Consider the following 22983-nt stretch of genomic DNA (forward strand, 5'->3'; position numbering starts at 1 on the left):
GTGGCGCGCAATCTCGCGCAAGGCCGCAGACAGGAGAAACGCCATGAAGCTACGGTTCCTTGGCAAGAACTCCAACGTGGGGGACTGTCCAACCCTGTACGCCACCGACCGTGACTCCTACCTCGTCCAGGGATGGAAGATCTTCGCCAACGACCTGCTCATGCAGCTCGCCATCCCCGAGGGCCAGACGGCTGTGGAGGTGCCCACCGAGTTGTTCGAGCACCTGGAGAAGGACGGTCTTCCCGCAGGCGAGTTCAGGCGTCTTGACGCCCCACTCATGATCCTCACGCCGGGAGGCACGTACGTTGTGCAAGGCCGCGAGGTGACTGACGTCGAGGCGCTGGCACAGATGGAGATCCCGGACTACGAGACCGTGGTCGAGGTCTCCAAGGCCGCGATCACTGCCCTACTGGAGGAACCGCGTGGAGCTGATCTCCAGCGCCGAGCGCAACCAGCTCTTTGAGAGCTTCTCGCACGATGCTTTCCACTTGGAGCTGAGGGACGACTACGGGGCGCCCGTCGAAGACACGCCGTACGTACGGTGGCAGAGGGGCGAGCCCGATGACTACGAGTGGTTCGACTCCTGGAGGACGCTCATAAAGCGAGTCACCGGAGAAGGGAAAACCGTTCGCAGGCTCCGAATCATCACCGAGCCGCACTCTCAGTACATCAGGTGGGAGCATTCCCTGACTCACCTGAACACCGAGGCCGGCGAGGACATCCGATGGCTTCCGCGGCACCTCCTGCCCGAAGACATCACGTTCCCCGTAGCTGGCAACGACTGGTGGCTGTACGACGATCGCCTACTCGCTGTCGGTCACTTTGATCCCGATGGTCGCGTACTGGGATCAGAGATCATCGACGGCCCCGAGACCGTGGCAGAGTGCCGGCGCACACGCGACCGGCTCTGGGCAATGGCCGTCCCCCACAACGAGTACAAGTTCTGACCCAACCGTGAGCAAACAAGCACAGGAAGCCCGTGAGGCACTGGGTGCCCGGCTGCGTGGATTCCGGAAGGATGCCGGATTCAGCAGTGGCCGGGCACTCGCGCGTGCCCTGAACTGGCAGGAGTCGAAAGTCTCGCGCCTTGAGAACGGTCGGCAGAACGCCAGTGAAGACGACATTCGAGCCTGGTGTGGGGCGACGGGCCAGGAGGGACATGTACCTGATCTGATCGCCACCGTCCGCCATATCGACGAGCTGTGGTTGGAATGGCGTCGGCAGCTCCAGACAGGGGCTGAGTCGCGACAGAAGAAGTCGCTCCCTGTCTACGCCAAGACGAAGGTCTTCCGGATCTGGAACCCCAACATGGTCTGGGGCACCTTCCAGACCGCGGAGTACGCGGCCGAGGTGTTCCGACAGGCTGTCTGTTTTTACGAGTTCCCCAACGACACCGAAGCGGCGGTGGCGAAACGACTGGAACGGCAGAGGTACCTCTACGAGGGGGAACGTGTCTACAACGTGCTCCTCGGCGAGCAGGCCCTGTACTCGAACGTCGGCGGACCGGACGTCATGAAGGCCCAGCTCGACCGCCTCATAGCGGTCATGGGGTTGCCGCGGGTGAGTCTGGGCGTGGTCCCCTCCGCAGCGGCCACAGCCATCTGGCTTGGCCACTCATTCTCGATGTTCGATGACAAGCTCGTGCTCGTGGAGACGTTTTCCGCCGAACTGTCGGTCACTCAGCCTCGCGAGATCGAGCTGTACAACAAGGCTTTCTCTCTCCTGCGTCAATCAGCGGTGTACGGGGAGTCGGCAAGGGCGTTGATCTTGACCGCAGTTCAATATTTCAATAGACAGCACGTGTGATCTTCCAACCAGAAGGAGAGACGGTGGTCGTTTCCCTGAAATGGCGCACGAGTTCTTACACCGGGACGGAGAATTGCGTCGAAGTTGCCGACAATGATCCATCCAAGGTCATGGTCCGGGACAGCAAGGACCGGGACGCCGGCATTTTGGCGTTCCCGCCGTCCTCCTGGGCTAGCTTCGTGGAACTCAGCAAGACCGTCAGGGTCTGAGACCTGCGGTCTGCGCTCACCCAGCGAGGTTTCGTCTCGACGCTTGGGCACCGGGCGGTGCCGCATGTGCTCAGCAGTACGGATGCGGTACACATCCCCTACACACGAGCCGGGAAGCCTCGGGATAATGAGCGACAGGGCGGGATTGGTTTTCGCAGGCCGACCGGCTGAATGATCACTGTCCGCGCCCCCTCGCCTCGCTTGAAGTTCACCGTCCATGCGGCCTACCGAGCGCTGGAGGCAGAAGGGCTGGTTACCTCGTCACGAGGACACGGCACCGTCGTGCGCCAGCAGACTCCGCTCAAGCGGCTCGGCATCGCCCGCTACGACAAGGCCAAGTGGCGCGATGCCGATGAGGTGGCGTTCATCGCTGACCGCGTGGCCACTGGGCGTGCGTACCGGCGTGGAGAGCAGACTCAGAGCGTCAGCCGTGTCGAGGCCCCGCCGGCCGTCGCTGCCGAGCATGGCCTGGAGCCTGGTGCGGAGGTGTACGCGCGGGCCCGCCTGGTGAAGGAAGGCGAGCAGCCGACGCACACCCTGACCAGCTACTACCGTCCCCAGTACGTGGAAGGCACGCGCATCGTCGACCCAACTCCGGGACCCACCGGCCGTGGTGGTGGCTTCCGGGTGCTGTACGACGCCGGGTACGAGATTGACCACATGACCGAGGAACTGTTCGCCCGTGTCCCCACCTCGGACGAGGTGGAGCTCCTGCAGCTGCCTGCCGGCGAACCCGTCGTGGAACTGCACCGGACGACGTACACGGCCGATGGCACCGTCGTCGAGTACGCGATCGGCCTGCACGCTGCCTCGCGCTTCGCCTGGAAGTACGACTTCAAGGTCCCCGACTCCACCCGCGACGGAAAGGCCGCACAGTGATCTCCGAGCAGGCCCGGGCAGACGCGCGCCGCATCTGGGACTACCACCAGATGCACCACGAGCCGCGGCCCTGCTCGGTCGCGATCGGCCTGGGCAGCCACGACCTCGGTGTGGCGACCACGGCGAACCTGTACCTGTCCGGCCTGGCGCCCCTGATCGTCTTCACCGGTTCCAACAGCCCCACGACTCGCGACCGGATGCCCCACGGCGAAGCGGTGCACTACAAGGAGCACGCAGTCGAGCTGGGCGTCCCCGAGTCCGCCATCATCGTGGAGCCCAAGGCAACGAACACCGGCGAGAACATCCGCTTCTCCCACGCGGCCCTGGACGAAGCCGGCGCAGTGGTCGAATCGATTCTCCTCGTCACCAAGCCGTATGAGGAACGCCGCGCCTACGCCACCGCCCGCCAGCTCTGGCCCGAGGTAGACAGTCATCTGTGCCTCATCACCCATGACCTACGACCAGTACGTCGACTCCATCGGAGACGAGCACCTCGTCATCGACATGCTCGTAGGCGCCCTGCAACGCCTCATGATCTACCCGAAGCAAGGCTTCATGATCGAGCAAGCAGTGCCGTCCGTCGTCGCTGAGTCATTCGATCGCCTCCGCAATGGCGGCTTCACGAGCCGACTCGTCAGCCCTCACTGACGCTCATGAGTAGCCCTCTGCACTCGGTATCTTTCGCTGGTGTGGTCGGCCGCGACGATGGTCGCATCCTGGCAAACCACGCGCGGACAACGGTAGGTGGGAGCCACCAGGAGGAGTTCTGGAGCTGGGGGAGTCCCCTCATGCCGGCACCCGCCGTGAGGTCCTGGGGAGACCAGCATCCTCGTCCAGGTCGACCACCTGACCGGCGTCTACAAGAACATGACGCTCGGAGTCGTATATCTCGTCTCCCGAGCTCGATCCGTATCGCGGCTGAGGCCAGCAGAGGTATCCCAGTACATGAGGGTGCCCTGGGCGATCCGCGTCCTGGACGCGCTGAGCGCTGCTGGCGCGCACGTCCGGGCTCACGACGACGGCGCGCCTGTCGGCTGACCAATTTGCGCCCTCCTTGTCGCCGCGTAGGGGACGAGAATCACTGCCTCTCGGGTGGATGAGTGGATGGGTTTCAACGGAGAGGGTTGCCTGTGCGGCAGATGCGTCGGTACACCAGATCGGTGTAGGCGACGCCTTGCTGACAAATGGTGGCTCAGTACTGATCAGCTCAGGGGCCGCGTCGAACGAAACCAGCGCGGTAGGTGTCACCGACGCGAGAGCGGGAAAGCGTAAACGAGGCCCACCATAACCTGCTCCTCACGCAGAGTGACGAGATGGCTACATACAGTCATTGTCAGTGTCGTCTGGCAGTCTGTAGGAGCTGGCGCTAACAAGACACAGTGCTAGGAGCCAACGACCGAGGAGTGGTACGCCATGACTAGCGTCCGCAAGTCTCGCGTTCATCACGTCGGCATACCCAATCCAAACGGCTGTAGGTGGTGTGGTGACGCTCAGCATCATCACGGCTACCAATGGGTGGCCTCGGTCGGTTTGCACCTTTGGGAAGCTCCCACCGCTGCACAGCGATTGAAGCGTATGCAGGCGCGACGTTCTTCGCGGCAGCGCAATCAAAGCAAGGTCTAGGATTCCCAGTAGTGGGGGCCGGCATCCTGGGCGTGCTCGACAAGCGCATCGAATAGCGTCGTCAGGGCGGACGGAATGCGATGCTTATCAATCATCGAAGAGATGCCGATCATCATTGCCTCCTTTCCCTTTGGCCCCTCAGGCGAGCCTGACTTCAGCATATCCAGAACGGCTGAGCTGAATTTCTTCCCTCGAAGGGAAGCGAAGTCTTCCTCGACCCAACTGTCGCGTTCACCGTTGCGCTTCCAAAGCACATTGGCGACCTCGGCCCAGTCGCTGTCGGAGAAGAGATCTTCTAGTTCGTTGGGCTGGCCAATGTAGTGACATTCGTGCTGCAGGTCGAATCCGTACTCTTTTAGCTTGTCATCGCGGAAGGTCTTCTTCTGGTTGAGGCGGCTGTCTTTGTCAACCACAAACGCGACGTCCCGCTGATTCTTCTTCAAGAACCGGGCGAATTTGAGTGCGCCTTCATTGTTCCCTCCGTCCCACAGGCAGATCCCCGCAGACTGGATGGGAATCCCTGTGTGCTTCTTGAATAGGATGGGGAATGCTGCAGTCTCTGAAGGGCCTTCGACGGCTACGAAGAACCTTTCATGCAGAAGTACGCTGTTCCTGAAGCCGAGCGATGTAGAGATTGTAGACAAATGCTTGCGCACTTCCTGATCGCCGCTGTCCGCAGAAAGCAATTCGGCATAGGTGCCCCCTTCCCCCAAGCGGAGGTGCACGACGTTGGCGATGTCCACCCCATCGATCAGGTTGAGGGAGTGCGTGGCCACGACTACACGAGCATTTCGTCTTGCGGACTGCTCGTGAATAAGACTCATTACGCGCCGCTGATGTTCGTAGTCTAGATGTGTGTCCGGTTCATCGTAAATGAACACCACATCTGTATCCACCTGCCCTGTTTCTTCCTGTGCGCTGTCGCCTGCAGCGCGCGTAAGGATCTCGCTGCTGCTCTCCCAGAGCGCTAGCGAGACTCGCCGGGAGCGACCGGTGCCAGCAGCGGATAGAGGAACCTCATGCCCCGCCTTATTGGATACCTTCACCTCGACCCTCGCAAGGGAAGGACGGATCTGCACCTCTGGATTGAGTTGAACCGCCGGAAATCCGCACCTTTTGGCCACGTGCTCACAAATTCGATCAATGTCAGGGCGCAGGCACTCGGCCAGCTCCCCTTCAAGTGCCGAAATCTTCTTTTGAGGGAACTCGCCCTTCGCGTATTCTCTAAGTTTGGAACTAAGGACGTTTTGTACTACGATTTCTGGCGCCTGGACAGCGTCACCCTTGAAATAGACAACTGTCGGCAGGGCTGTCGACGCAGCGCCAGAAAGGGAAACCCACTCCTCGATCCGAGGCTTTTCTGCGGCCATTTTGAGGAGAGGTGTCAGCCAACTCTCTCGAGAGTTTGCTCGCCCCGCGGGCTGGACGTGGTATTTAGCAGCAATTTCCTTCAGGGATTGGAGCTTCTCCGTGTCCAAGTCGCGCAAATCTTCATTCTTGCATACGAGCTTCTTGATCTGCAGGCAAGTCCCGTGAGTAGGGTTGTATAGGCGCCGGATCTTTACCATTTCCGGCAGTCCGAATTGTTCACACTCGATTCGGCCCAGTCGGAAGGTTCCCGTGACGGTGATCTGTTTGACTCGCGTGATGGGCTGCTGTTCTTCCACCTCTTCCGAGTCTGCCAGCTGAGACAGATCGTACTCGGAGGGTTCCTTGCCGGAGATTAGGAAGTCAAGAGCTTCCAGTAGTGTGCTCTTTCCCCCATCGTTCTGACCGGTAATGATTGTCTGACTATTAATCGGAACAAAGGGAATGCTAACGAGGGAGCGAAAGCCCTCAACCGCGATGTCGCAGATCTGCACGCCGATACCTCGCTACCTCGATCAGGCCCTGCAATGCTATGACCTCGGCCTTGCCGAGAGGTTACGGCGTCCGGTTGAGAGAGGTCACGACAGAGAGTGGGGTTTTGCTTGGAGCGATCTTCGTTAAATCCTTCTAAGGGCTGGTCGCGTCATGCGGTACGCGTATTTCCCCTTTATGAATTTAGCGAGATACGTTCCCTTGCTATCTGCCTTCATGAGGTCGGCATGCACATTAGCGGGAACGTTAATATATTGATAAGTCGCGCCGCTTTGGAACTGTATTTCGAGGATGCGCTCTTCGGCATCGTGAGCTACCGAACGTATGTGCGACGAAACTACCGCTCGATGCAACACTGTCCCCCCAGGACTAGCATGCGGCCAGCGCCGAGTAACTGGCGCACGATGGTATCAGCCACACGTCTGCCCCCAAGAGTGAACAGATGCCTCTCTTTGGACTCGGTGATGCGTTGACTGACGCTGATCTGGCGGGTCTTGGCTTCGCGGCCTTCGGAACGAAAGAAACGGCTGGCCGTGGCATTTTTCGAACACATGTTTGAGGCGGGTGTGTGGGACGGTTCGTGTTGAGTTGAGGGCAGGGTCTGCTGATGTGGAGTAACTGCTGAGTGCTTGGTGTTGCTGCTGAATGCTTTCTGGGACGCGCCTGACATCACCGATCGACATCAACGACGGTGGACAACAGAGGCGTCAGGGGGTGTGAGGCGTCACTAGCGGCGGTCGCGCTAGACGGTGCCTGGGCACCTCGGTCGAACTTGTAAAGCGAAGGTCGTCGGTTCGAATCCGACAGGGGGCTCTGCGTATGGAACGCGCTGACCTGCGGTTTCCCCGTCAGGGAGATGTTCTGCTCGGCCCCGGACTTCTCGTCCGGGGCCGTTTGCGTGAGCGGTGCGTGAGTGGACGTGCTGCCAGCGCTGGTTTTCGCGGGGAGTTTTTCGGGGCTGTGCGCCATGGCTGCGCGTGGCGCGAGTCGGGCTGTGGCCTCGGGTGTGGCGAGGGCGACCAGGTCAGGGGTGTGCGGAAGAGGGGGCTGTCCGGCCGCATCGGTCACGGTTGCGCTTGGCTCACGGCATTGAGGGGGCGCCGGGCTGTTGCCGGGGCCGTTGCCACGTCCGGGGTGGGGAACAACCGCTCGCCGCGGCAAAGCTCCTGCTGAGCCTGATGCCGGGGGTGTTGCCGGGTTCGAGGACGACGCGGCGCAACACGTGCCCGGTCCGCCAAGCTGTGTGGTCAGGCCATCCGTTCACGCCGTGGGAGGCGTCATGGACCATCCCCTACTTTCAGCGAGGGCCGCGCTCGTGCTGCTGCTCGCAGTCCTGACCGGCGTCGCTGCCGGGGTGCTGACCGCTTTGTCGGGTGGCGGCCTTGCGTCGTGCGTCCTCTGCGGAGGAGGCAGCTTCGGGGTGGCAACAGGGTTCTTCAACCGGATCGTGGCGCCCGAGCGGGCCGACGCCTCCCGCACCGGCGACCGGCAGCGTCACCGAAACCCCGAGGCGGAGGCGGGAGGGGAGCGTTCATGGGCGAACTGAAGCCTCTCGACCCGGATCTGACCAGGGAGTCCTACGCACTGGCCGACGCCCTGCGCGGGATTTTCGACGGGCTGGGGATATCGGTACGGCGCTACGCGGCCCGTCGCATGCGCGACCCCGGTGCCCTGTCCCGCTACCTGAACGGCACGCGGGTACCACCGTGGGAAGTGGTCACAGACCTGCTGACCGATCTTGGGGAACAACGGGGCGCGCCACCGAAGCCGGAGACGATCGACCTGCTGCGTACGCTGCATCGCCGCGCTGTGCAGGCGAACCCCTCGCCAAGACATGGCGTCGAGTTGCTGCAGGACCAGCTGGCGCAGGCGGACCGGGAGTCACGCGTGTCCAAAGAGCACCGGGACGTGCTCGGGGAGGCCCTGCTGGACCGCCGGCACCGCATCGCGGATCTGGAGGTGCGGCTGCACCAGCTCGAAGCCGAATGGGTCGCGGAGCGGGCCCGGGCGGAAGCGCTGGCCCAGGCCGCCCCGGACCTCGCCGAACTGATCCGGGACCGCGACCGACTCCAGGAGGAGGTCAAACGCCTCGCCGGCGAGGCACGCGAGGCGGAGCTGCGCCGAGCCCGGGCAGAAGAGCGCTGCGCATTGCTGGAACGACAGCTGTTGAGTCTGGAGGGGAACGCGGCGGAAGAGGGAGAAGTGGAAGTGGGCGTGTATGACGCAGCGCCCCTGGACGATCCTCCGCCTCTCGCCGGGGCGCAGCAGCTGCGTATGCCGAGGGTGCTGCTCGTGGACGATCAGGCCGACAACCGGTTTGCGATGACGGCCGTGCTGGAGACTCTCGATCAGGAGATCGTGACGGTCTCCTCAGGGCGGGAAGCCCTCAAGGCTCTCCTGGATCACGACGACTTCGCCGTGATCCTCCTGGACGTGCAGATGCCCGGGATGGACGGGTACGAGACCGCGGCGCACATCAAGCGCCGACCCCGCACCCGTGACATCCCGATCATCTTTCTCACGGCCATGGGGGTCGACCCGGAGCACTCGGCCCGTGGGTACGCCGCCGGCGCCGTCGACTACATCGGCAAGCCTTGCGATCCCTGGGCCCTGCGCGCCAAGGTCGCGGTCTTCACCGGCATCCACCTCGAAAGGATCCAGCGCACCCGCTGACGGGGGCCGGGTCGGGGGAAAGTCAGGCGGGCTGAGCTGTGTTGATGATGGCGAAGGGGGCGGATTGGGGGTCTTGGAGGAGGGACATTCGGCCGGCTGCCATGTTGAAGGGGGGCTTGAGGACGTTGCCGCCGGCGCGGGTGTGGGCGGCGACCGTGCTGTCGGTGTCGTCCACCGCGAAGTACGGCAGCCAGTGCGAGGGTGTGTCCGGGGGCGCGTCCTCGAGGGTGGAGAGGTCCTGCATGCCGCCGACCATGCGGCCGTTCGCCGAGAGTGAGTAGTAGCCCTGCGCGCCCTCCATGGGGGCGGCTTCGAGGCCCAGCGTCCTGGAGTAGAAGGACGCGGCGGTGTCGGGGTCGCGGGTGTTGAGCTCGTTCCAGATGACCGCGCCGGGCTCGTTGACGATGCCGGCGCCGGGGAAGTCGCGGGCCTGCCAGAGGCCGAAGACGGCGCCCGTGGGGTCACTGATGACCGCCATGCGGCCGAGTGTGAGTACGTCCATGCCCGGCATGATCACTTGGCCGCCGTTGGCCGTCGCCGCGTTCACGGTGGCGTCGACGTCGGTGGTGGCGAGGTAGGTGGTCCACACGGTCGGCGGCATCGGGTCGGGCACGCTGCCGTCCGGGTTCCTCGCCGCCATGATTCCGGCGACCGGGTTGCCCTTCAGCGAACAGACCGCGTAGCCCCCGGTCTCGGGCGGGCCGACCTCGCCCTGCCAGCCGAACAGGTCGCGGTAGAAGTCGAGAGCGGCCTGCTGGTCGGGGGCCATCAGGTCGATCCAGCAGGGGGTGCCGGGTGTGTACGGGTCGGTGACTGTCGGCATGGGTGACCTCCTTGGAAGAGCGGGGCGCCCCGGACGGGGAGAGGGAGAGGGGGCGAGGGGGCGGTGTGCGCAGTTGGCGGGGATGTGTGCAGCAGTGAGCGGTGTGTGTGGCTGTGTGTGGCTATGGGGGGGCTGGTGGGTCTTTGGTGGGCAGTGGCGATATCAGTTATCAGTCAGGCATCTGGTCTTCGCGGGTGCACGTTTGCGGTGGCCATTCGGGCTCGTCATGCGGGCAGGAGAAGGGATAGGGGGAGGGGCGGGGACAGGGGGCAGGTGCTCGCGGCGCTGCCCGCGGGTCTGGTGGTCGGGGTCACTGAGTAGCGGGCGGGACTTTGAGCAGGGATGACAGGTATGACTGGCATGGAACTGACGACTCTCACGCGTACCGAACTGTCCGAGCGGCTCGAAGAGCTCCGTGGTGAGCACGCTCGCCTCAAGGAGCGGGGGCTGCGGCTGGATCTGACCCGGGGGAAGCCGTCCGCCGAGCAGCTGGATCTTTCGCGGCCGCTGCTGTCCCTGCCGGGCGAGGGCGATCACACCGCGCAGGACGGCACCGACTGCCGCAACTACGGCGGGCTCCAGGGGCTGGCCGAGCTGCGCGCGACGTTCGGCGGGCTGCTTCAGGTGCCCGCGGAGCAGCTGGTCGCCTTTGGTAACTCCAGCCTTGAACTGATGTACGAATCGGTGGTGGACGCCGTGCTGTTCGGGCTGCCCGGAGGGCCCGGTCCCTGGGAGCGGGAGGGGCGGACGGCCATGCTCTGCCCCGTACCCGGTTACGACCGGCACTTCGCGCTGTGCGAGAAGCTCGGCATCGACATGATTCCGGTGCCGATGACGGAGAGCGGCCCGGACATGGACGAGGTCGAGCGCCTCGTCGCCGACGAGCGCGTCAAGGGCATCTGGTGCGTACCGAAGTACAGCAACCCCACGGGTGTCACGTACACGCAGGAGACCGTGCGGCGGCTGGCCGCCATGGAGACCGCGGCGCCGGACTTCCGCGTCTTCTGGGACAACGCCTACGCCGTTCACCAGCTGCGGGGTGACCGTGAGCCGGTCGCCGACATCCTCGGACTGTGCGCGGAGTACGGCAACGCCGACCGGGTATTCGTCTTCGGCTCCACCTCGAAGATCACCGCGGCCGGCAGCGGTGTGGCCTTCTTCGGCTCCTCGCCCGCCAACGTCAGCTGGCTGCTCGGCCACCTCGCCAAGCGGACGATCGGCCCGGACAAGATCAACCAGCTCCGGCACGCCCGCTTCCTGCCCGACGCCGAGGCCGTGCACGCCCTCATGGAGCGCCACGCCGAGCTGCTGCGGCCCAAGTTCGAGCTGGTGGACGCCGTCCTGGAGAAGCGGCTCGGGGGCACCGGCATCGCGACCTGGACCCGTCCGCAGGGCGGTTACTTCGTGAGCCTGGACGTCCTGGACGGCTGCGCTTCCCGTGTCGTGCATCTCGCCAAGGAGGCGGGCGTCGTGCTGACGCCGGCCGGAGCGCCGTTCCCGTACGGGAAGGACCCGCGGGACCGCAACATCCGCATCGCACCCAGCTACCCCCGCCTGGAGGAGCTGGGCGACGCGCTGGAGGGGCTGGCGCTCTGCGCCGAACTGGCGGCGGTGGAGAAGCTGCTGCTGGAGGGCTGACAGCGGGTGTCACCGATACCGGTGTCGCCGATGTCGGTGTCACCGATGCCGGTGACGACGTCGTCACCGGCATCTTCACCGGCGTCGTCGCCGGCATCGGCGCCGGCGTTCCGGCACGTTCGGTCCCCGGACGGCTCCTTCCGGCGTAAATTCCGGGGCATGGCGACTTCTGAGGGGACGACGGCGGCTACGGCGAGCGCGGGGGCGGCTGCGAGTACGGAGACGGCGGCCCGTGGGAGCACATCGGGGCGCACCGCGGTGAACCGGGAACCTACCGAGGTGACCCGGGAGGACTACGAGCGGCGGATGGAGCGGGCCGGGCGGGCGGCCGCCGATGCCGGGCTGGCCGGGCTGATCGTCACGCCCGGCCCCGACCTGGTGTGGCTCACCGGCTACCAGCCGACCGCGATCACCGAGCGGCTGACCGCCCTGGTGCTCGCCGTGGGCAGCAGGCCGCGCCTGCTGGTGCCCGTACTGGAGCGGGCGGACGCGCAGCACGCCGCGGGCGCCGGCGCGACGGAGGTTCTCGGGTGGCGGGACGGCGAGGACCCGTATGCCGTGCTCGCGAAGCTGCTGGAACCGCAGCGGCGGTACGGCATCTCCGACTCGGCGTGGGCGATGCACCTCCTGGGGCTGCAGCGGACCCTGCCGGGCAGCGCGTACGCCTCGCTCACGGAGGCGCTGCCGATGCTGCGCGCCGTCAAGGACGCGTACGAGGTGGAGCGGCTGGCGGCGGCGGGCGCGGCCGCTGACGCCACGTACGAGGACATCCTCAAGGTGCCCTTCGGGGGCCGGCGGGAGTGCGACGTGGCGGCGGATCTGGCGCGGCTGCTGGTCGAACACGGGCACAGCCAGGTGGACTTCACGGTGGTGGGTTCGGGCCCCAATGGAGCCGACCCGCACCACGAGGCGGGCGACCGGGTCATCGAGAACGGTGACATGGTCGTACTGGACTTCGGGGGGCTGCTGGACGGCTACGGGTCCGACACCACGCGGACCGTGCACGTGGGCGAGCCGTCCTCCGAGGAGCGCAAGGTCCACGACATCGTGCGGGAGGCCCAGCAGGCGGCGTTCGAGGCGGTGCGGCCGGGGGCCGCCTGCCAGGACATCGACCGGGTGGCACGGAAGGTGATCAAGGCGGCGGGGTACGGGGAGTACTTCATCCACCGGGTCGGGCACGGCATCGGCGTGACGACGCACGAGCCGCCGTACATGGTCGAGGGCGAACACCTGCCCCTCGTACCGGGGATGTGCTTCTCGATCGAACCCGGGATCTATCTGCCGGGACGCTTCGGGGTGCGGATCGAGGACATCGTGACGTGCACGGAGACGGGCGGCCGGCGGCTGAACAACACGGCTCGGGAGATGGGGATCGTGAGCTAGGGCGACCAGGGCGACCAGGGCGACCAGGGCGACCAGGGCGACCAGGGCGACCAGGGCGACCAGGTCGATCAGGGCAGTCAGGGCAGTCAGGGCGATCAGGGCAGTCAGGGCGCGTCTTGCGGACACGTCCTAGCTGTCGCCTCGGTGTTTTCGCAGGTCAGGTTTCCGCAGGTCAGGGCCGGTATCGGCGTCCATTGTCAGTGGTGGGGTGCACGATGGATCAGGACGGGGCGGGACCGAGGCGACAGCAAGGACGGGCGGTGGTCGGGGTGGCCGGGTTGGCCGGGCGTGGCGGGGACGCGGGGCGGACGGTGCGGGCCGTGCGGCGGCCGGAGGTCCGGCTTCCGGAGCTGGTGGCGTACGACGGAGGGGAGTGGGAGCCGGAGGGGGATTACGACGGACTGGAGTTCGCCGACGCGGACTTCGCGGGGCAGTCGGCGCGGGGCGCCCGGTTCATGGACTGCGCGGTGCGGCGGTGCGCGTGGGACGAGACGGTGCTGAGCCGGGCGCGGTTCATCGACAGCGTGCTGGAGGGGGTGCGCGGGGTCGGCACGGACCTCTCGCAGGTGTCGCTGCGGGATGTGGAGGTGCGGGACGCGCGGCTGGGCGGGACGCAACTGCACGGGGCGGTGCTGGAGCGGGTCGTGGTGCGCGGCGGGAAGCTGGACTTCCTCAATCTGCGCAAGGCGAAGCTCCGGGACGTCGCGTTCGAGGACTGTGTGCTGGTGGAGGCGGACTTCGGCGGGGCCGAGCTGGAGCGCGTGACGTTCGACGGCTGCACGATGGCGCGTACGGACTTCACTCAGGTGCGGATGCGGGACGTCGATCTGCGGGGCGCGGCGGCCCTGGACATCGCGCAAGGCGTCGACCGGCTGGCGGGCGCGGTGATCAGCCCGTCGCAGCTCATGGACCTGGCCCCGGCCTTCGCGGCCGAGGTGGGCGTACTGGTGGAGTGAGGAGCGGGGGAGGGGACGTGATCAGACGCGGGGGAAGCGGGCCTGGAGGTCCCATACGAGCGGGTTGTCGGCCAGCCCGTCGTGCATGTCCGTGAGGTCGGCGATCAGGTCGTGCAGGAAGTCGCGGGCCTCGCGGCGGAGCGCGGCGTGGTTGAAGCTGAGCGGGGCCTCGTCGGCCGGTACCCAGTCGGCGGTGACGTCGACCCAGCCGAAGCGGCGCTCGAACAGCATCCGGTCGGCCGACTCGGTGAAGTCCAGTTCGGCGTGCTGTGGGCGGGCGGCGCGGCTGCCGTGCGGGTCGCGGTCGAGCCGCTCGACGATGTCGCACAGGGCCCAGGCGAAGTCCAGGACCGGCACCCAGCCCCAGGCCGTGGACAGCTCCCGGTCCGTCTCGGTGTCGGCGAGGTAGACGTCCCCGCAGAACAGATCGTGGCGCAGCGCGCGGGCGTCCGCGGTGCGGTAGTCCGTCTGCGGGGGGTCAGGGAAGCGCCGGGAGAGCGAGTAGCCGAGGTCGATCACGTAGGTGATGGTCGCACGTCGGTCGGAGTGCTCGCTCGGGTGCGGGCGGGGGCCGGGGCCGGGGCCGGGTGAGACGGACAGGGGCGGGGGTCAGGACTCGGTGAGACGGGCAGGGGGCCGGGGCTGGGTGAGATGGGCGGGTCGCAGGGCTGGAGGGGGAACGGACGGGGACCAAGGTCGGGTGAGACCTGCGGGGTCAGGACTGGGTGAGGATGCGGGGGCCCTCGTCGGTGATGGCGACGGTGTGCTCGAAGTGGGCGGCGCGGCTGCCGTCGGTCGTGACCAGGGTCCAGCCGTCGTCCGCCGCGCGGTACGCGTCGTGGCCGCCGGACAGGAACATCGGCTCGATGGCGAGGACGAGGCCGTGCCGGAGTACGAAGCCGCGGCCGGGCCGGCCCTCGTTCGGTACCGACGGGTCCTCGTGCATCTGGCGGCCGATGCCGTGGCCGCCGAAGTCCGCCGGGATGCCGTAGCCGGCGGCGCGGCCGACGCTGCCGATGGCGTGCGAGATGTCGCCGATGCGGGCGCCCACGACGGCTGCCGCGATGCCTGCCTCCAGCGCGCGCCGGGTGGTGTCCATGAGGCGCTGGTCCTCGGGGTGCGGCGTGCCGACGGCGACGGTGATCGCCGCGTCGCCGGCCCAGCCGTCCACGGTCGCGCCGCAGTCGATGCTGAGCAGGTCGCCGTCGCGCAGCCGGTACGGGCCCGGGATGCCGTGCACGATCGCGTCGTTGACGGAGGTGCAGATGGTGGCGGGGAAGGGGGTGGGGGCGAAGGACGGGCGGTAGTGGAGGAAGGGGGAGCGGGCGCCGGCCTCGGCCAGTACCGAGCGGGCGACCTCGTCCAGTTCGCTCAGCCGCACGCCGGGCGCGGCTGCCGCGCGTACGGCCGTGAGGATGTCGGCGACGACGCGGCCCGCGGGCCGCATGGCTTCGAGTGCGGTGTCGGTCTTGATCTCGACCATGGGGAACCTCCGTGATGCGGGCTGCGGCTGCGGTTGCGGGCGCGGGTGCGGGAATCGGCTGACGACGCGGGCCGTCGGCCGGTCGGCAGTCGGTTCGCCAACCGGTCGCCAATTTTTATACCGGTATTTCTTTACCGGTATTAGTATCACGGGCATGGTCCGTACACCTCTGACTCCATGGGAACGCGAGCGCGGCGAGCGGCTGGGCGCGCTGCTGCGGGCGGCGCGCGGCGAACGCAGCATGGTCGAGATCGCGGCGGCCGCGGGGCTCTCGGCGGAGACGCTGCGCAAGATCGAGACGGGGCGGGCGCCGACGGCGGGGTTCTTCACGGTCGCCGCGTTGGGCGCCACGCTCGGCGTGTCCCTCGACGAACTGGCGGCACTCGCCGCGCCGCCGGCCGAGCCCTCCGCGGCGCCGCCGGTCGAAGCCGCCTAGCGCTGCCGCTCGAAGCCGCCTGAGTAACCGCCGGTTGCCAGCCCCCGGAACGACTCGCCTAAAGGGCCTTGTGGAGGACGGTGCACGGGCGGTTCATGGCGTGGTCCGTGCGGTGGTCGATCGCGCGGTAGCCGAGCGTCGACCAGAAGACGAGCGCCTGCGGGTTGGCGTCGAGGACGGCCAGGCGTACGCCGTCGTGGCCGGCCGCGCGCAGCCGTGCCTCGACCTGCGCCGCCAACCGGCGGCCCCGGCCCGCGTGTTGGTACGCGCCGTGGATCAGCAGCAGGCCGATCCACGGATACGGGTCGATCGGGTCCGGGTGCTCGGTGAGGGTGACGGCCACTCCGGTCAGCCGGCCGTGCTCGTTCCCGTGCTTACTGCCGTCCTCGCCGCCGTGCCCGCCGCCGTGCTCGCGGGCGAGGAGTACCTCGGCGGCCGGGTGGGTCAGTTCCCCGTTGATGCTCGACGCGACCTCGTCGCGCCGGATGGCGTACGGGTCGGGGAAGTCGCCGCTGAGGGCGAAGAACGCGGCGTTGGACGCATAGAGATCCGTCAGCTCGTCGAGGAGTGGTGACGGCAGGTGCCCGTCGTGTGCGGCGAGGAGGGACGAGAGTGGTTCCAGTACAAGCTGCATACGCCCATGCTGGCCAGGCCCGCGGCCGGGCGCGAGGGAGTTCCGCGCACGCCGAAGGCCCGCCCGCGCGAACGCACGCCGAAGGCCCGCCCGCCCGCGCGAACGCGGGCCGGACGGGCCTCCCGGCACGCCGTACGGCAATGACCGTCAGACGTGGACGGCGATGACCGTCAGACGTGGACGGGCATCTCCGTCAGGCGTTGACGGGCGATGAGCCTCAGACGTTGACGCCGAAGTCCTGGGCGATGCCGACCAGGCCCGAGGCGTAGCCCTGGCCGACCGCGCGGAACTTCCACTCCGCGCCGTTGCGGTACAGCTCACCGAAGACCATCGCGGTCTCGGTGGCCGCGTCCTCGCTGAGGTCGTAGCGCGCGATCTCGGCGCCGCCGGCCTGGTTGATGATGCGGATGAAGGCGTTGCGCACCTGGCCGAAGTTCTGGCTGCGGTTCTCCGCGTCGTAGATGGAGACCGGGAAGACGATCTTCTCGACGTCGGCGGGCAGCGCGGCGAGGTTGACGTTGATCTGCTCGTCGTCGCCCTCGCCCTGGCCGGTGAGGTTGTCACCGGTGTGCACGATGGACTGGTCCGGCGTGGCCTTGTTGTTGAAGAACACGAAGTGCTGGTCCGAGTAGACCTTGCCGCTCGGGTTGACCGCGATCGCGCTCGCGTCGAGGTCGAAGTCCGTGCCCGTGGTGGTGCGGACGTCCCAGCCGAGGCCGACCGTGACGGCGGTCAGGCCCGGGGCCTCCTTGGTGAGGGAGACGTTGCCGCCCTTGGACAGGCTTACAGCCATGGGAAGTCCCTTTCCTTGTCGACTCGTCGAATCGTCGGGCTCCGTACTGCGGACGAAGCTACCGTCACCCTGCACAACGTCGGCCGGGGACCAAGAGGTTCCAGCTTCCTTTACTTTCTTTGCCAAGTCCTGATGCCGTCCCCGAGGGCCGCCCCGCCGACTGCCCTGCCGACTGCCCTGCCGGCCATCCCCGGCGGCCGGTGAAATGCGGGTGACGGAACGGGGGCGGACGCGGGATCATGGGGGGCATGTCCGGCCCCTATGTCATCCGCGGTTCGGTCGTTCTCCCGGAGTCGGAGCTGGTCTGGCGCTTCTCACGGTCTTCCGGGCCGGGCGGCCAGCATGTCAATACTTCAGACAGCCAGGTGGAGCTGCGCTTCGACCTGGGCGCGACCGACGCGCTGCCCGAGGTCTGGAAGGAGCGCGCGCTCCAGCGGCTGGGGGAGCGCGGGCGGCTGATCGACGGTGGCGTGGTGTCCGTACGGGCGTCCGAGCACCGCTCCCAGTGGCGCAACCGCGAGACGGCCGCGGTCCGGCTGGCGTCACTGCTGGCGGAGGCGTCCGCGCCGCCGCCGAAGCCGCGCCGCAAGACGCGGATCCCGCGCGGCATCAATGAGCGCAGGCTGCGGGAGAAGAAGCAGCGCGGCGATACAAAGCGCGGCCGCTCGGGCCGCGACTGGCACTGAGAGCCAGGCGCTGACGGAGGCTCGGACCCGCACCGAGACCGGCCCCGCCCAGCCCCGTCGGCCCCTCCCCAGCCCCGACGGCCCCTACCCCAGCTTCCGGTACCGCCCCCGGAAGTACGTCAGCGGATTGCTCTCGATGTTCGGGGTGTGGGCGGTCAGTACGCGGCCGATGGTGAGGGTGTGGTCGCCGGCCACGACGCGCTGTTCCGTGCGGCACTCCATCGTGGCGAGCGCGCCCTTCACGAGCGCGGCGCCGGTCCGCTCGCCCCGTACGTGCGGGACGCTCGCGAAGAGGAGGCGGTCGCTGAGGCGGCCCTTCATGGCGAACTGGCCGGCGATGTTGCGCTGGCTCTCCGTCAGGACCGAGACGGCCCACAGGGGCTGCCGCTCCAGGATGTCGTCCATCCGTGAGTCGTTGCGCACGCTCACCATCACCAGCGGCGGGTCGAGCGAGACGGACATGAACGCGGTGGCGGTCATCCCCGCGTCCTCCCCGGCCGGCAGGCCGTCCGCGAGGTCCTCGTCGGCCGGATCGTCCTCCGGGTCGAGGGCGGTGATCAGTACGACCCCGGCAGCGAGCCGGGACAGGGCGGCACGGAACTCGTCGGCACTCACCCCACCAGCATGCGGGATCATCTCCGGAGCAGGGCTGGTCTCCCGGTCGGTGTGCGGGTCGGTGACGTCGGCGGCAGGGTTGCTCGTGAAGTCGGCGGCAGGGTTGTTCGTGAACACGTCATGAACGCTAAACGGGACCGCGCGCCGCCCGCATCGGGCCCTGGGACCAGCCGCGTCCTAGGACCCCCGACGGAGCCGATGCGCACGAGAGGACGGAATTTGCGTTCAGGAAGTTTACGAACACACACGAGGTGATTCCGAAGAGGGGCCGACGAGGCGCCGGAAGGGGCCTGATGCGGTCTCGGTAACTTCACGGCGTGTTCTGTGACTTGAGTCACAGCGAGGGGTAATTGTTGACCCTGTGTACCGGGTGTACAGCTCACTGTGATTCAGTGGCCGTGGCAATCGGACGACTAGAGGACGACAAGAAGCCTGGAGTTGCTGTCGAGGTCTCAGGGAGAGCGAGCGATGGAGACCGAGTCGGAGCCATACGTCCGTCTTGCGACCCTGCGGCAGCTGCACCAAGTGGTCGCCGACCTGAACACCGCACGCAGCCTTGCGGACACCCTGCAGGCCGTCGCCGACGGAGCGGTCAGCGGGCTGGGCTACGAGCTCGCCGCGGTCAATCTCGTACGGCCCGACGGTGACCTCGTGGTGGCCGCGGTGGCCGGGAGCGCGGGCGCCGAGGCGCTGCTGTCCGGCCGCGTCGGCTCCCGGGAGTCCTGGGAGCGCCGGCTGGCCATGGGGGAGCGCTGGGGCGCCCTGTGCTTCATCCCGTACACCCAGGGCTGGGTGCTGGACGACGACGACGTCCCGCAGTGGCACACCTCCGGGCCCGCGCCGCGCTTCCCGGACGAGTGGCATCCGATGGACCGGCTCTTCGCGCCCATGTACGCGGCCTCCTCCGGGGGCGGCGACCTGCTCGGCGTGATCTCCGTCGACCGGCCGCGCAACGGCCGGCGTCCGGGCGCCTGGGGGCGCGAGGCGTTGCAGATGTTCGCTTTCCAGGCAGCGATTGCGATCAGTAATGCCCGGCTTCGGGCAAACATGCAGCGTGCGCTGGTCCGTCTGGAGCGCGAGCAGCAGGCGCTGCGGGCGAGCGAGGAAAGCTTCCGGCAGGCATTCGAGTACGCGCCGAGCGGCATGGCCATCGCCGAGATGGGCGGCGACCAGCACGGCCGGCTGCTGCGGACGAACGACGCGCTCTGCCGGCTGCTGGGGCGGCCGGCGTCCGTGATGCGCCGCTACGCCTTCTCCGACCTGGTGCATCCGGAGGACATCGGGACGCTGCTGCGGACCTCGGCCGAGGGCGGCCGCGCGGAGCTGCGGCTGGCCCGCCGGGACGGCTCGTACGTCTGGGTGAGCCTGCGCAACAGCGTCGTCGCCGACACCGCCGACGGCCCGCGCTTCCTGCTCACGCACGTCGAGGACATCGAGGAGCGCAAGCGGCACGAGCTGCAGCTCGCGCACCGCGCCAGCCACGACGCGCTGACCGGCCTGCCGAACAGCGCCGAGCTGCGGACCCGGCTCAGCGCCCGGCTCTGCTCGCGGCCGCCCGGCACGGACGAGGCGGACGCGTTCGCCTCGGCGGCCGCCGCGGAGGACGACGGGCACGGCTTCCTGCCGGACGGCGGCACCGAGGCGTTCGAGGGCTTCCACCTGGCCCGCACGGGCCCCGCGTACGACAGTCATGTGCACGCGGTCGCGCCGTCGGACGGGCCCGAGGACGACGGGGCCAAGGGGCTGGCCGTGCTCTTCTGCGACCTGGACGGCTTCAAGTCGATCAACGACCGGTTCGGCCACCACACGGGCGACGCGGTACTCATCGAGGTGGCCCGGCGGCTGACCAACGGCGTACGGGACGGGGACACGGTCGCCCGCCTCGGCGGCGACGAGTTCGTCGTGCTGGCGGACGGGCTGGGCAAGGCGGACGCGGAGGACCTGGCCGTACGGCTGCGGAACGCGATCATCCCGCCGATCCGGGTGGACGGCCGGGCCGTGCGCGTCGGCGCCAGCTTCGGCATCGGCTGGGCGGGCTGCGGAATGTCTGCCGAGGAGGTCCTGCAATCCGCTGACCAGCGGATGTACGTCGAGAAGCGGTCCCGCTCGAAGGCGAACCGGCGAGTGAGCTGAGACGAGTGGGCTGCGGGCCCGCCGCCCCGGAGCGGCGGGCGCCCGGAGGACGGGGCGCCTTCGCGCCGCCCAGCGCCCCTCCGCAAGCCATGTGTCCACCATGTGTCCGAAGACACCTCCGGCCCGCCAAAGGCACGCCCGCACCGTGCTGACCGCCGACGACCCCGCCGGGCGCCCGCCGTTCACCGTCCTGTAGTGATCTTGTGGCCGTACGGAACCGGCGTACGCGGGTCCGTACCGGGTAGGCTGCGCCGATGCGGCGCTGGCCGCCAGGGGGCCTCACAAGCACGTAGACAACGGTGCGTGTGGACATCACTGCACGTAGACATCAGTTTGCAAGACCGCTGGGGAGTGACGCGGAATGACGGCCGGTAGTAACGGCACGGACACGCCGGAGAACGACGATCCGTTCGGCTACCTCTACCGCTCGGAGGGCGGCGAGGCAGGCGCGCAGGGATCGGCGGGCGACGGCGCGGCGGTGCGGCAGCCGGGCGTTCCCAGGAGGTCGTACAACCAGGTGCGCGCGGTCGGCGAGCGCCAGTACGGCCAGCAGGCACAGCAGCAGGCGTACGGCCGGCAGAACGCGCACTACGCGGCGCCCGAGACGCTGCCGAACGGCGGCCCGCGCCCGGCCGCCCCGGCGGCGCACGGCGCCGGCGACCAGGGCCCGCGCCGGAACCGCAACGGCCTGCTCATCGGTGCCATCGCCGTGGTCGCCGTGGTCTGCGTCGGCATCGGCGTCGCGATGATCTCCAACAGCGACGACGACAAGCCCGCCGAGGCCGGTGGCGCCGGGGCGTCCGCCGGTGCGAGCGCGGAGCCGAGCAAGAAGCCGTCCGACAAGCCGGCCGAGCCCGACCTGCCCAAGGCCGACGCGGGCAGCCTGCGGCTGGACGGCACGGCGACCACCGACAAGACCATTCCGGGAGCGCGCTCGGCCGGCGGCCTGTACGTGACCGGCATGAACACGCCGGGCGCCGCCGCGACGTGGCAGCTGGACGCGCCCAAGGACGGTCAGTACACCGTCTTCGTCGGGTACGGCGTGCCGGGCAAGGACGCCGACGCGACCCTGTCGATCAACGGCAAGGCCCGCGACTCCAAGCTCAACATGAAGAACTTCGCCGGGGCCGGGGAAGGCCAGTGGGACAAGGGCTGGACCCGGACCTTCGCCTGGATCAACCTCACCAAGGGCACCAACACGATCAAGATCTCCTGCGAGCAGGGGAACCAGTGCGACTTCAATCTTGATCAGGTGTGGCTGAAGCAGGGGCAGGTCACCAAGCCGTAGCCGCGTGGCGGGTGAGCCGACATGGGCCCTGCCCCGGTAGGCCGTCGTCGGCCGACCCGCCGTCGTGGCTGGTCGCGCAGTTCCCCGCGCCCCTGACGGCCGCTCACGCGGCCGCCGGGCCCTCCGTGACCTTGACCTGCTCAAGCAGGTCCTCGTACGTGGCGCGGTCGTACTCGCCCGCCGCCTCCGCCCGTACCGTCGCCGCCGACAGGGCCACCGCGCGGGTCAGCCGGTCCGGCCAGGAGAGGCCCTCCACCAGGCCGGACAGCAGTCCGGCCACCGCCGAGTCGCCCGCTCCCGTGGGATTGCCCGCGATCCGCTGCGGCGGCGCGGCCTGCCAGGAGCCGTCCGCGGTCACCGCGAGCATGCCGTCCGCGCCCAGCGAGGCCGCGACCGTGTGCGCGCCCCGGCGGCGCGCGTCCCGCGCCGCACGCAGCGGCTCGTTGTGCCCGGTCAGCGACGCCAGCTCGGCGGCGTTGGGCTTGGCGAGGTCGGGCCGCGCCGCGAGGCCGCGGCGCAGCGGCTCGCCGCTGGTGTCGAGGAGGACGGGGACGCCGGCCGCGCGGGCCGTACGGGTGAGCCGCGCGTACACGTCGACGGGCACGCCGGGCGGCAGGCTGCCGCACAGGGCCACCGCCTCGGCGCCGTCGAGGAGTTCGCGGTACCGGGTGAGGAAGGCGTCCCACTCGGCGGGGGAGACGGTCGGGCCCGGCTCGTTGAGCTGGGTGGTCTCGCCGCCGGCGGTGTCCACGACGGCGACGGTGCGCCGGGTGGCGCTGCCGATCGGCAGGAGCGCGTCGGTGACGCCGGTCTCCTGGGCGAGCATGGCGCGCAGCGCGTCGCCGGTGCCGCCGCCGGCGAATCCGGTGGCGACGGTGTCATGGCCCAGGGCGGCGAGCACCCGGGCGACGTTCAGGCCCTTGCCTCCGGGGCGTTCGGACACCTCGGTCACCCGGTTGGTGCCGCGCGGGCGGAGCCGCGGTACCCGGTAGGTGATGTCGAGTGCGGCGTTCAGCGTGACCGTGAGGATCATGGTTCCCCCTCCCGCGCAGTGGTCGGACGGCC

23 protein-coding genes, 1 tRNA gene and 2 pseudogenes are annotated in these 22983 nt (G+C 68.1%); 17 read left to right on the plus strand and 9 right to left on the minus strand.

The window, feature by feature from the left end:
* Positions 1 to 43: 43 nt before the first annotated feature.
* The 7 genes and pseudogenes from ACIGXO_RS23305 (at position 44) to ACIGXO_RS23335 (ending at position 3932) form a co-directional block, all read left to right on the plus strand.
* Positions 44 to 463 (plus strand): hypothetical protein, encoded by a 420-nt coding sequence (locus ACIGXO_RS23305; RefSeq protein ID WP_399790021.1) that lies wholly within the window; start codon positions 44 to 46, stop codon positions 461 to 463.
* A complete protein-coding gene (locus tag ACIGXO_RS23310) occupies positions 423 to 947 on the plus strand; it encodes a DUF6879 family protein (RefSeq protein ID WP_399790023.1) in 525 nt (174 codons plus the stop codon). The genes ACIGXO_RS23305 and ACIGXO_RS23310 overlap by 41 nt, the downstream gene beginning before the upstream one ends.
* A gap of 7 nt (positions 948 to 954) precedes the next feature.
* Positions 955 to 1806, plus strand: a complete 852-nt coding sequence (locus ACIGXO_RS23315) for a helix-turn-helix domain-containing protein (protein WP_399790026.1) — start codon at positions 955 to 957, stop codon at positions 1804 to 1806.
* A gap of 23 nt (positions 1807 to 1829) precedes the next feature.
* Positions 1830 to 2015: a DUF397 domain-containing protein gene (locus tag ACIGXO_RS23320; RefSeq protein ID WP_399790029.1), complete on the plus strand. Its 186-nt coding sequence runs from the start codon at positions 1830 to 1832 to the stop codon at positions 2013 to 2015.
* A gap of 201 nt (positions 2016 to 2216) precedes the next feature.
* Positions 2217 to 2894 (plus strand): GntR family transcriptional regulator, encoded by a 678-nt coding sequence (locus tag ACIGXO_RS23325; RefSeq protein WP_399790032.1) that lies wholly within the window; start codon positions 2217 to 2219, stop codon positions 2892 to 2894.
* A pseudogene (locus ACIGXO_RS23330) lies at positions 2891 to 3542 on the plus strand (YdcF family protein). Before ACIGXO_RS23325 ends, ACIGXO_RS23330 begins: the two are co-directional and overlap by 4 nt.
* 5 nt (positions 3543 to 3547) lie before the next feature.
* Positions 3548 to 3932, plus strand: a pseudogene (locus ACIGXO_RS23335) (NUDIX domain-containing protein).
* Between the two features lie 581 nt (positions 3933 to 4513).
* Here the strand turns inward: ACIGXO_RS23335 and ACIGXO_RS23340 are convergent.
* Both ACIGXO_RS23340 and ACIGXO_RS23345 read right to left on the minus strand, forming a co-directional pair.
* Entirely contained in the window at positions 4514 to 6379 is a 1866-nt protein-coding gene (locus ACIGXO_RS23340; RefSeq protein ID WP_399790035.1) for an AAA family ATPase, read from the minus strand.
* A gap of 123 nt (positions 6380 to 6502) precedes the next feature.
* On the minus strand, positions 6503 to 6733 hold the full coding sequence (locus tag ACIGXO_RS23345) for a KTSC domain-containing protein (protein WP_399790038.1): 231 nt from the start codon (positions 6731 to 6733) through the stop codon (positions 6503 to 6505).
* A 395-nt stretch (positions 6734 to 7128) separates the two neighbouring features.
* Between ACIGXO_RS23345 and ACIGXO_RS23350 the strand changes: the two genes are divergently transcribed.
* The 3 genes from ACIGXO_RS23350 (at position 7129) to ACIGXO_RS23360 (ending at position 9050) form a co-directional block, all read left to right on the plus strand.
* Positions 7129 to 7190: transfer RNA gene (locus ACIGXO_RS23350), tRNA-Tyr, on the plus strand.
* Positions 7191 to 7656: 466 nt separating this feature from the next.
* Complete coding sequence (locus ACIGXO_RS23355) at positions 7657 to 7923, plus strand: hypothetical protein (RefSeq protein ID WP_399790041.1); 267 nt, start codon at positions 7657 to 7659, stop codon at positions 7921 to 7923.
* A complete protein-coding gene (locus ACIGXO_RS23360) occupies positions 7911 to 9050 on the plus strand; it encodes a response regulator (RefSeq protein ID WP_399790043.1) in 1140 nt (379 codons plus the stop codon). The genes ACIGXO_RS23355 and ACIGXO_RS23360 overlap by 13 nt, the downstream gene beginning before the upstream one ends.
* Positions 9051 to 9072: 22 nt before the next feature.
* On the opposite strand, the gene ACIGXO_RS23365 is transcribed toward ACIGXO_RS23360, so the two are convergent.
* Positions 9073 to 9873, minus strand: coding sequence for a VOC family protein (locus tag ACIGXO_RS23365; RefSeq protein WP_399790046.1), 801 nt, complete (start codon positions 9871 to 9873; stop codon positions 9073 to 9075).
* A 360-nt stretch (positions 9874 to 10233) separates the two neighbouring features.
* Here ACIGXO_RS23365 and ACIGXO_RS23370 point away from each other — a divergent pair, with 360 nt between their 5' ends.
* The 3 genes from ACIGXO_RS23370 to ACIGXO_RS23380 all read left to right on the plus strand — a co-directional run bounded on the left by ACIGXO_RS23370 (position 10234) and on the right by ACIGXO_RS23380 (position 13850).
* Positions 10234 to 11511: an aminotransferase class I/II-fold pyridoxal phosphate-dependent enzyme gene (locus ACIGXO_RS23370; protein ID WP_399790048.1), complete on the plus strand. Its 1278-nt coding sequence runs from the start codon at positions 10234 to 10236 to the stop codon at positions 11509 to 11511.
* A gap of 279 nt (positions 11512 to 11790) precedes the next feature.
* On the plus strand, positions 11791 to 12894 hold the full coding sequence (locus tag ACIGXO_RS23375; protein ID WP_399790609.1) for an aminopeptidase P family protein: 1104 nt from the start codon (positions 11791 to 11793) through the stop codon (positions 12892 to 12894).
* A 311-nt stretch (positions 12895 to 13205) separates the two neighbouring features.
* Entirely contained in the window at positions 13206 to 13850 is a 645-nt protein-coding gene (locus tag ACIGXO_RS23380; protein WP_399790612.1) for a pentapeptide repeat-containing protein, read from the plus strand.
* Between the two features lie 21 nt (positions 13851 to 13871).
* Here ACIGXO_RS23380 and ACIGXO_RS23385 read toward each other — a convergent pair whose 3' ends face one another.
* Positions 13872 to 14369: a hypothetical protein gene (locus ACIGXO_RS23385; RefSeq protein ID WP_399790051.1), complete on the minus strand. Its 498-nt coding sequence runs from the start codon at positions 14367 to 14369 to the stop codon at positions 13872 to 13874.
* Positions 14370 to 14565: 196 nt separating this feature from the next.
* On the minus strand, positions 14566 to 15333 hold the full coding sequence (gene map / locus ACIGXO_RS23390) for a type I methionyl aminopeptidase (RefSeq protein WP_399790055.1): 768 nt from the start codon (positions 15331 to 15333) through the stop codon (positions 14566 to 14568).
* Positions 15334 to 15487: 154 nt separating this feature from the next.
* On the opposite strand from map, the gene ACIGXO_RS23395 reads away from it, so the two are divergent.
* Positions 15488 to 15769 carry a helix-turn-helix transcriptional regulator gene (locus tag ACIGXO_RS23395; protein WP_363260610.1) on the plus strand — a complete coding sequence of 94 codons (282 nt, stop codon included), beginning with the start codon at positions 15488 to 15490 and terminating at the stop codon, positions 15767 to 15769.
* Positions 15770 to 15827: 58 nt separating this feature from the next.
* On the opposite strand, the gene ACIGXO_RS23400 is transcribed toward ACIGXO_RS23395, so the two are convergent.
* Together ACIGXO_RS23400 and ACIGXO_RS23405 are read right to left on the minus strand one after the other, a co-directional pair.
* On the minus strand, positions 15828 to 16403 hold the full coding sequence (locus ACIGXO_RS23400) for a GNAT family N-acetyltransferase (protein ID WP_399790059.1): 576 nt from the start codon (positions 16401 to 16403) through the stop codon (positions 15828 to 15830).
* A gap of 217 nt (positions 16404 to 16620) precedes the next feature.
* Positions 16621 to 17196, minus strand: a complete 576-nt coding sequence (locus ACIGXO_RS23405; RefSeq protein WP_399790062.1) for a TerD family protein — start codon at positions 17194 to 17196, stop codon at positions 16621 to 16623.
* A gap of 248 nt (positions 17197 to 17444) precedes the next feature.
* Between ACIGXO_RS23405 and arfB the strand changes: the two genes are divergently transcribed.
* Positions 17445 to 17882, plus strand: a complete 438-nt coding sequence (gene arfB / locus ACIGXO_RS23410) for an alternative ribosome rescue aminoacyl-tRNA hydrolase ArfB (protein WP_399790065.1) — start codon at positions 17445 to 17447, stop codon at positions 17880 to 17882.
* An 84-nt stretch (positions 17883 to 17966) separates the two neighbouring features.
* Here arfB and ACIGXO_RS23415 read toward each other — a convergent pair whose 3' ends face one another.
* The gene (locus tag ACIGXO_RS23415) at positions 17967 to 18518 is read right to left on the minus strand and encodes a flavin reductase family protein (RefSeq protein WP_399790615.1); all 552 of its coding nucleotides are present in this window, start codon (positions 18516 to 18518) and stop codon (positions 17967 to 17969) included.
* Positions 18519 to 18965: 447 nt separating this feature from the next.
* Here ACIGXO_RS23415 and cdgB point away from each other — a divergent pair, with 447 nt between their 5' ends.
* Together cdgB and ACIGXO_RS23425 are read left to right on the plus strand one after the other, a co-directional pair.
* Positions 18966 to 20630 (plus strand): diguanylate cyclase CdgB, encoded by a 1665-nt coding sequence (gene cdgB / locus ACIGXO_RS23420; RefSeq protein ID WP_399790069.1) that lies wholly within the window; start codon positions 18966 to 18968, stop codon positions 20628 to 20630.
* Positions 20631 to 20991: 361 nt separating this feature from the next.
* Positions 20992 to 21918 (plus strand): carbohydrate-binding protein, encoded by a 927-nt coding sequence (locus tag ACIGXO_RS23425; RefSeq protein WP_399790072.1) that lies wholly within the window; start codon positions 20992 to 20994, stop codon positions 21916 to 21918.
* Between the two features lie 103 nt (positions 21919 to 22021).
* On the opposite strand, the gene pfkB is transcribed toward ACIGXO_RS23425, so the two are convergent.
* Positions 22022 to 22951 (minus strand): 1-phosphofructokinase, encoded by a 930-nt coding sequence (gene pfkB / locus ACIGXO_RS23430; RefSeq protein WP_399790074.1) that lies wholly within the window; start codon positions 22949 to 22951, stop codon positions 22022 to 22024.
* Positions 22952 to 22983 lie beyond the last annotated feature (32 nt).

The sequence above is a fragment of the Streptomyces sp. NPDC053542 genome, from assembly GCF_044544685.1.
Classification (GTDB): domain Bacteria; phylum Actinomycetota; class Actinomycetes; order Streptomycetales; family Streptomycetaceae; genus Streptomyces.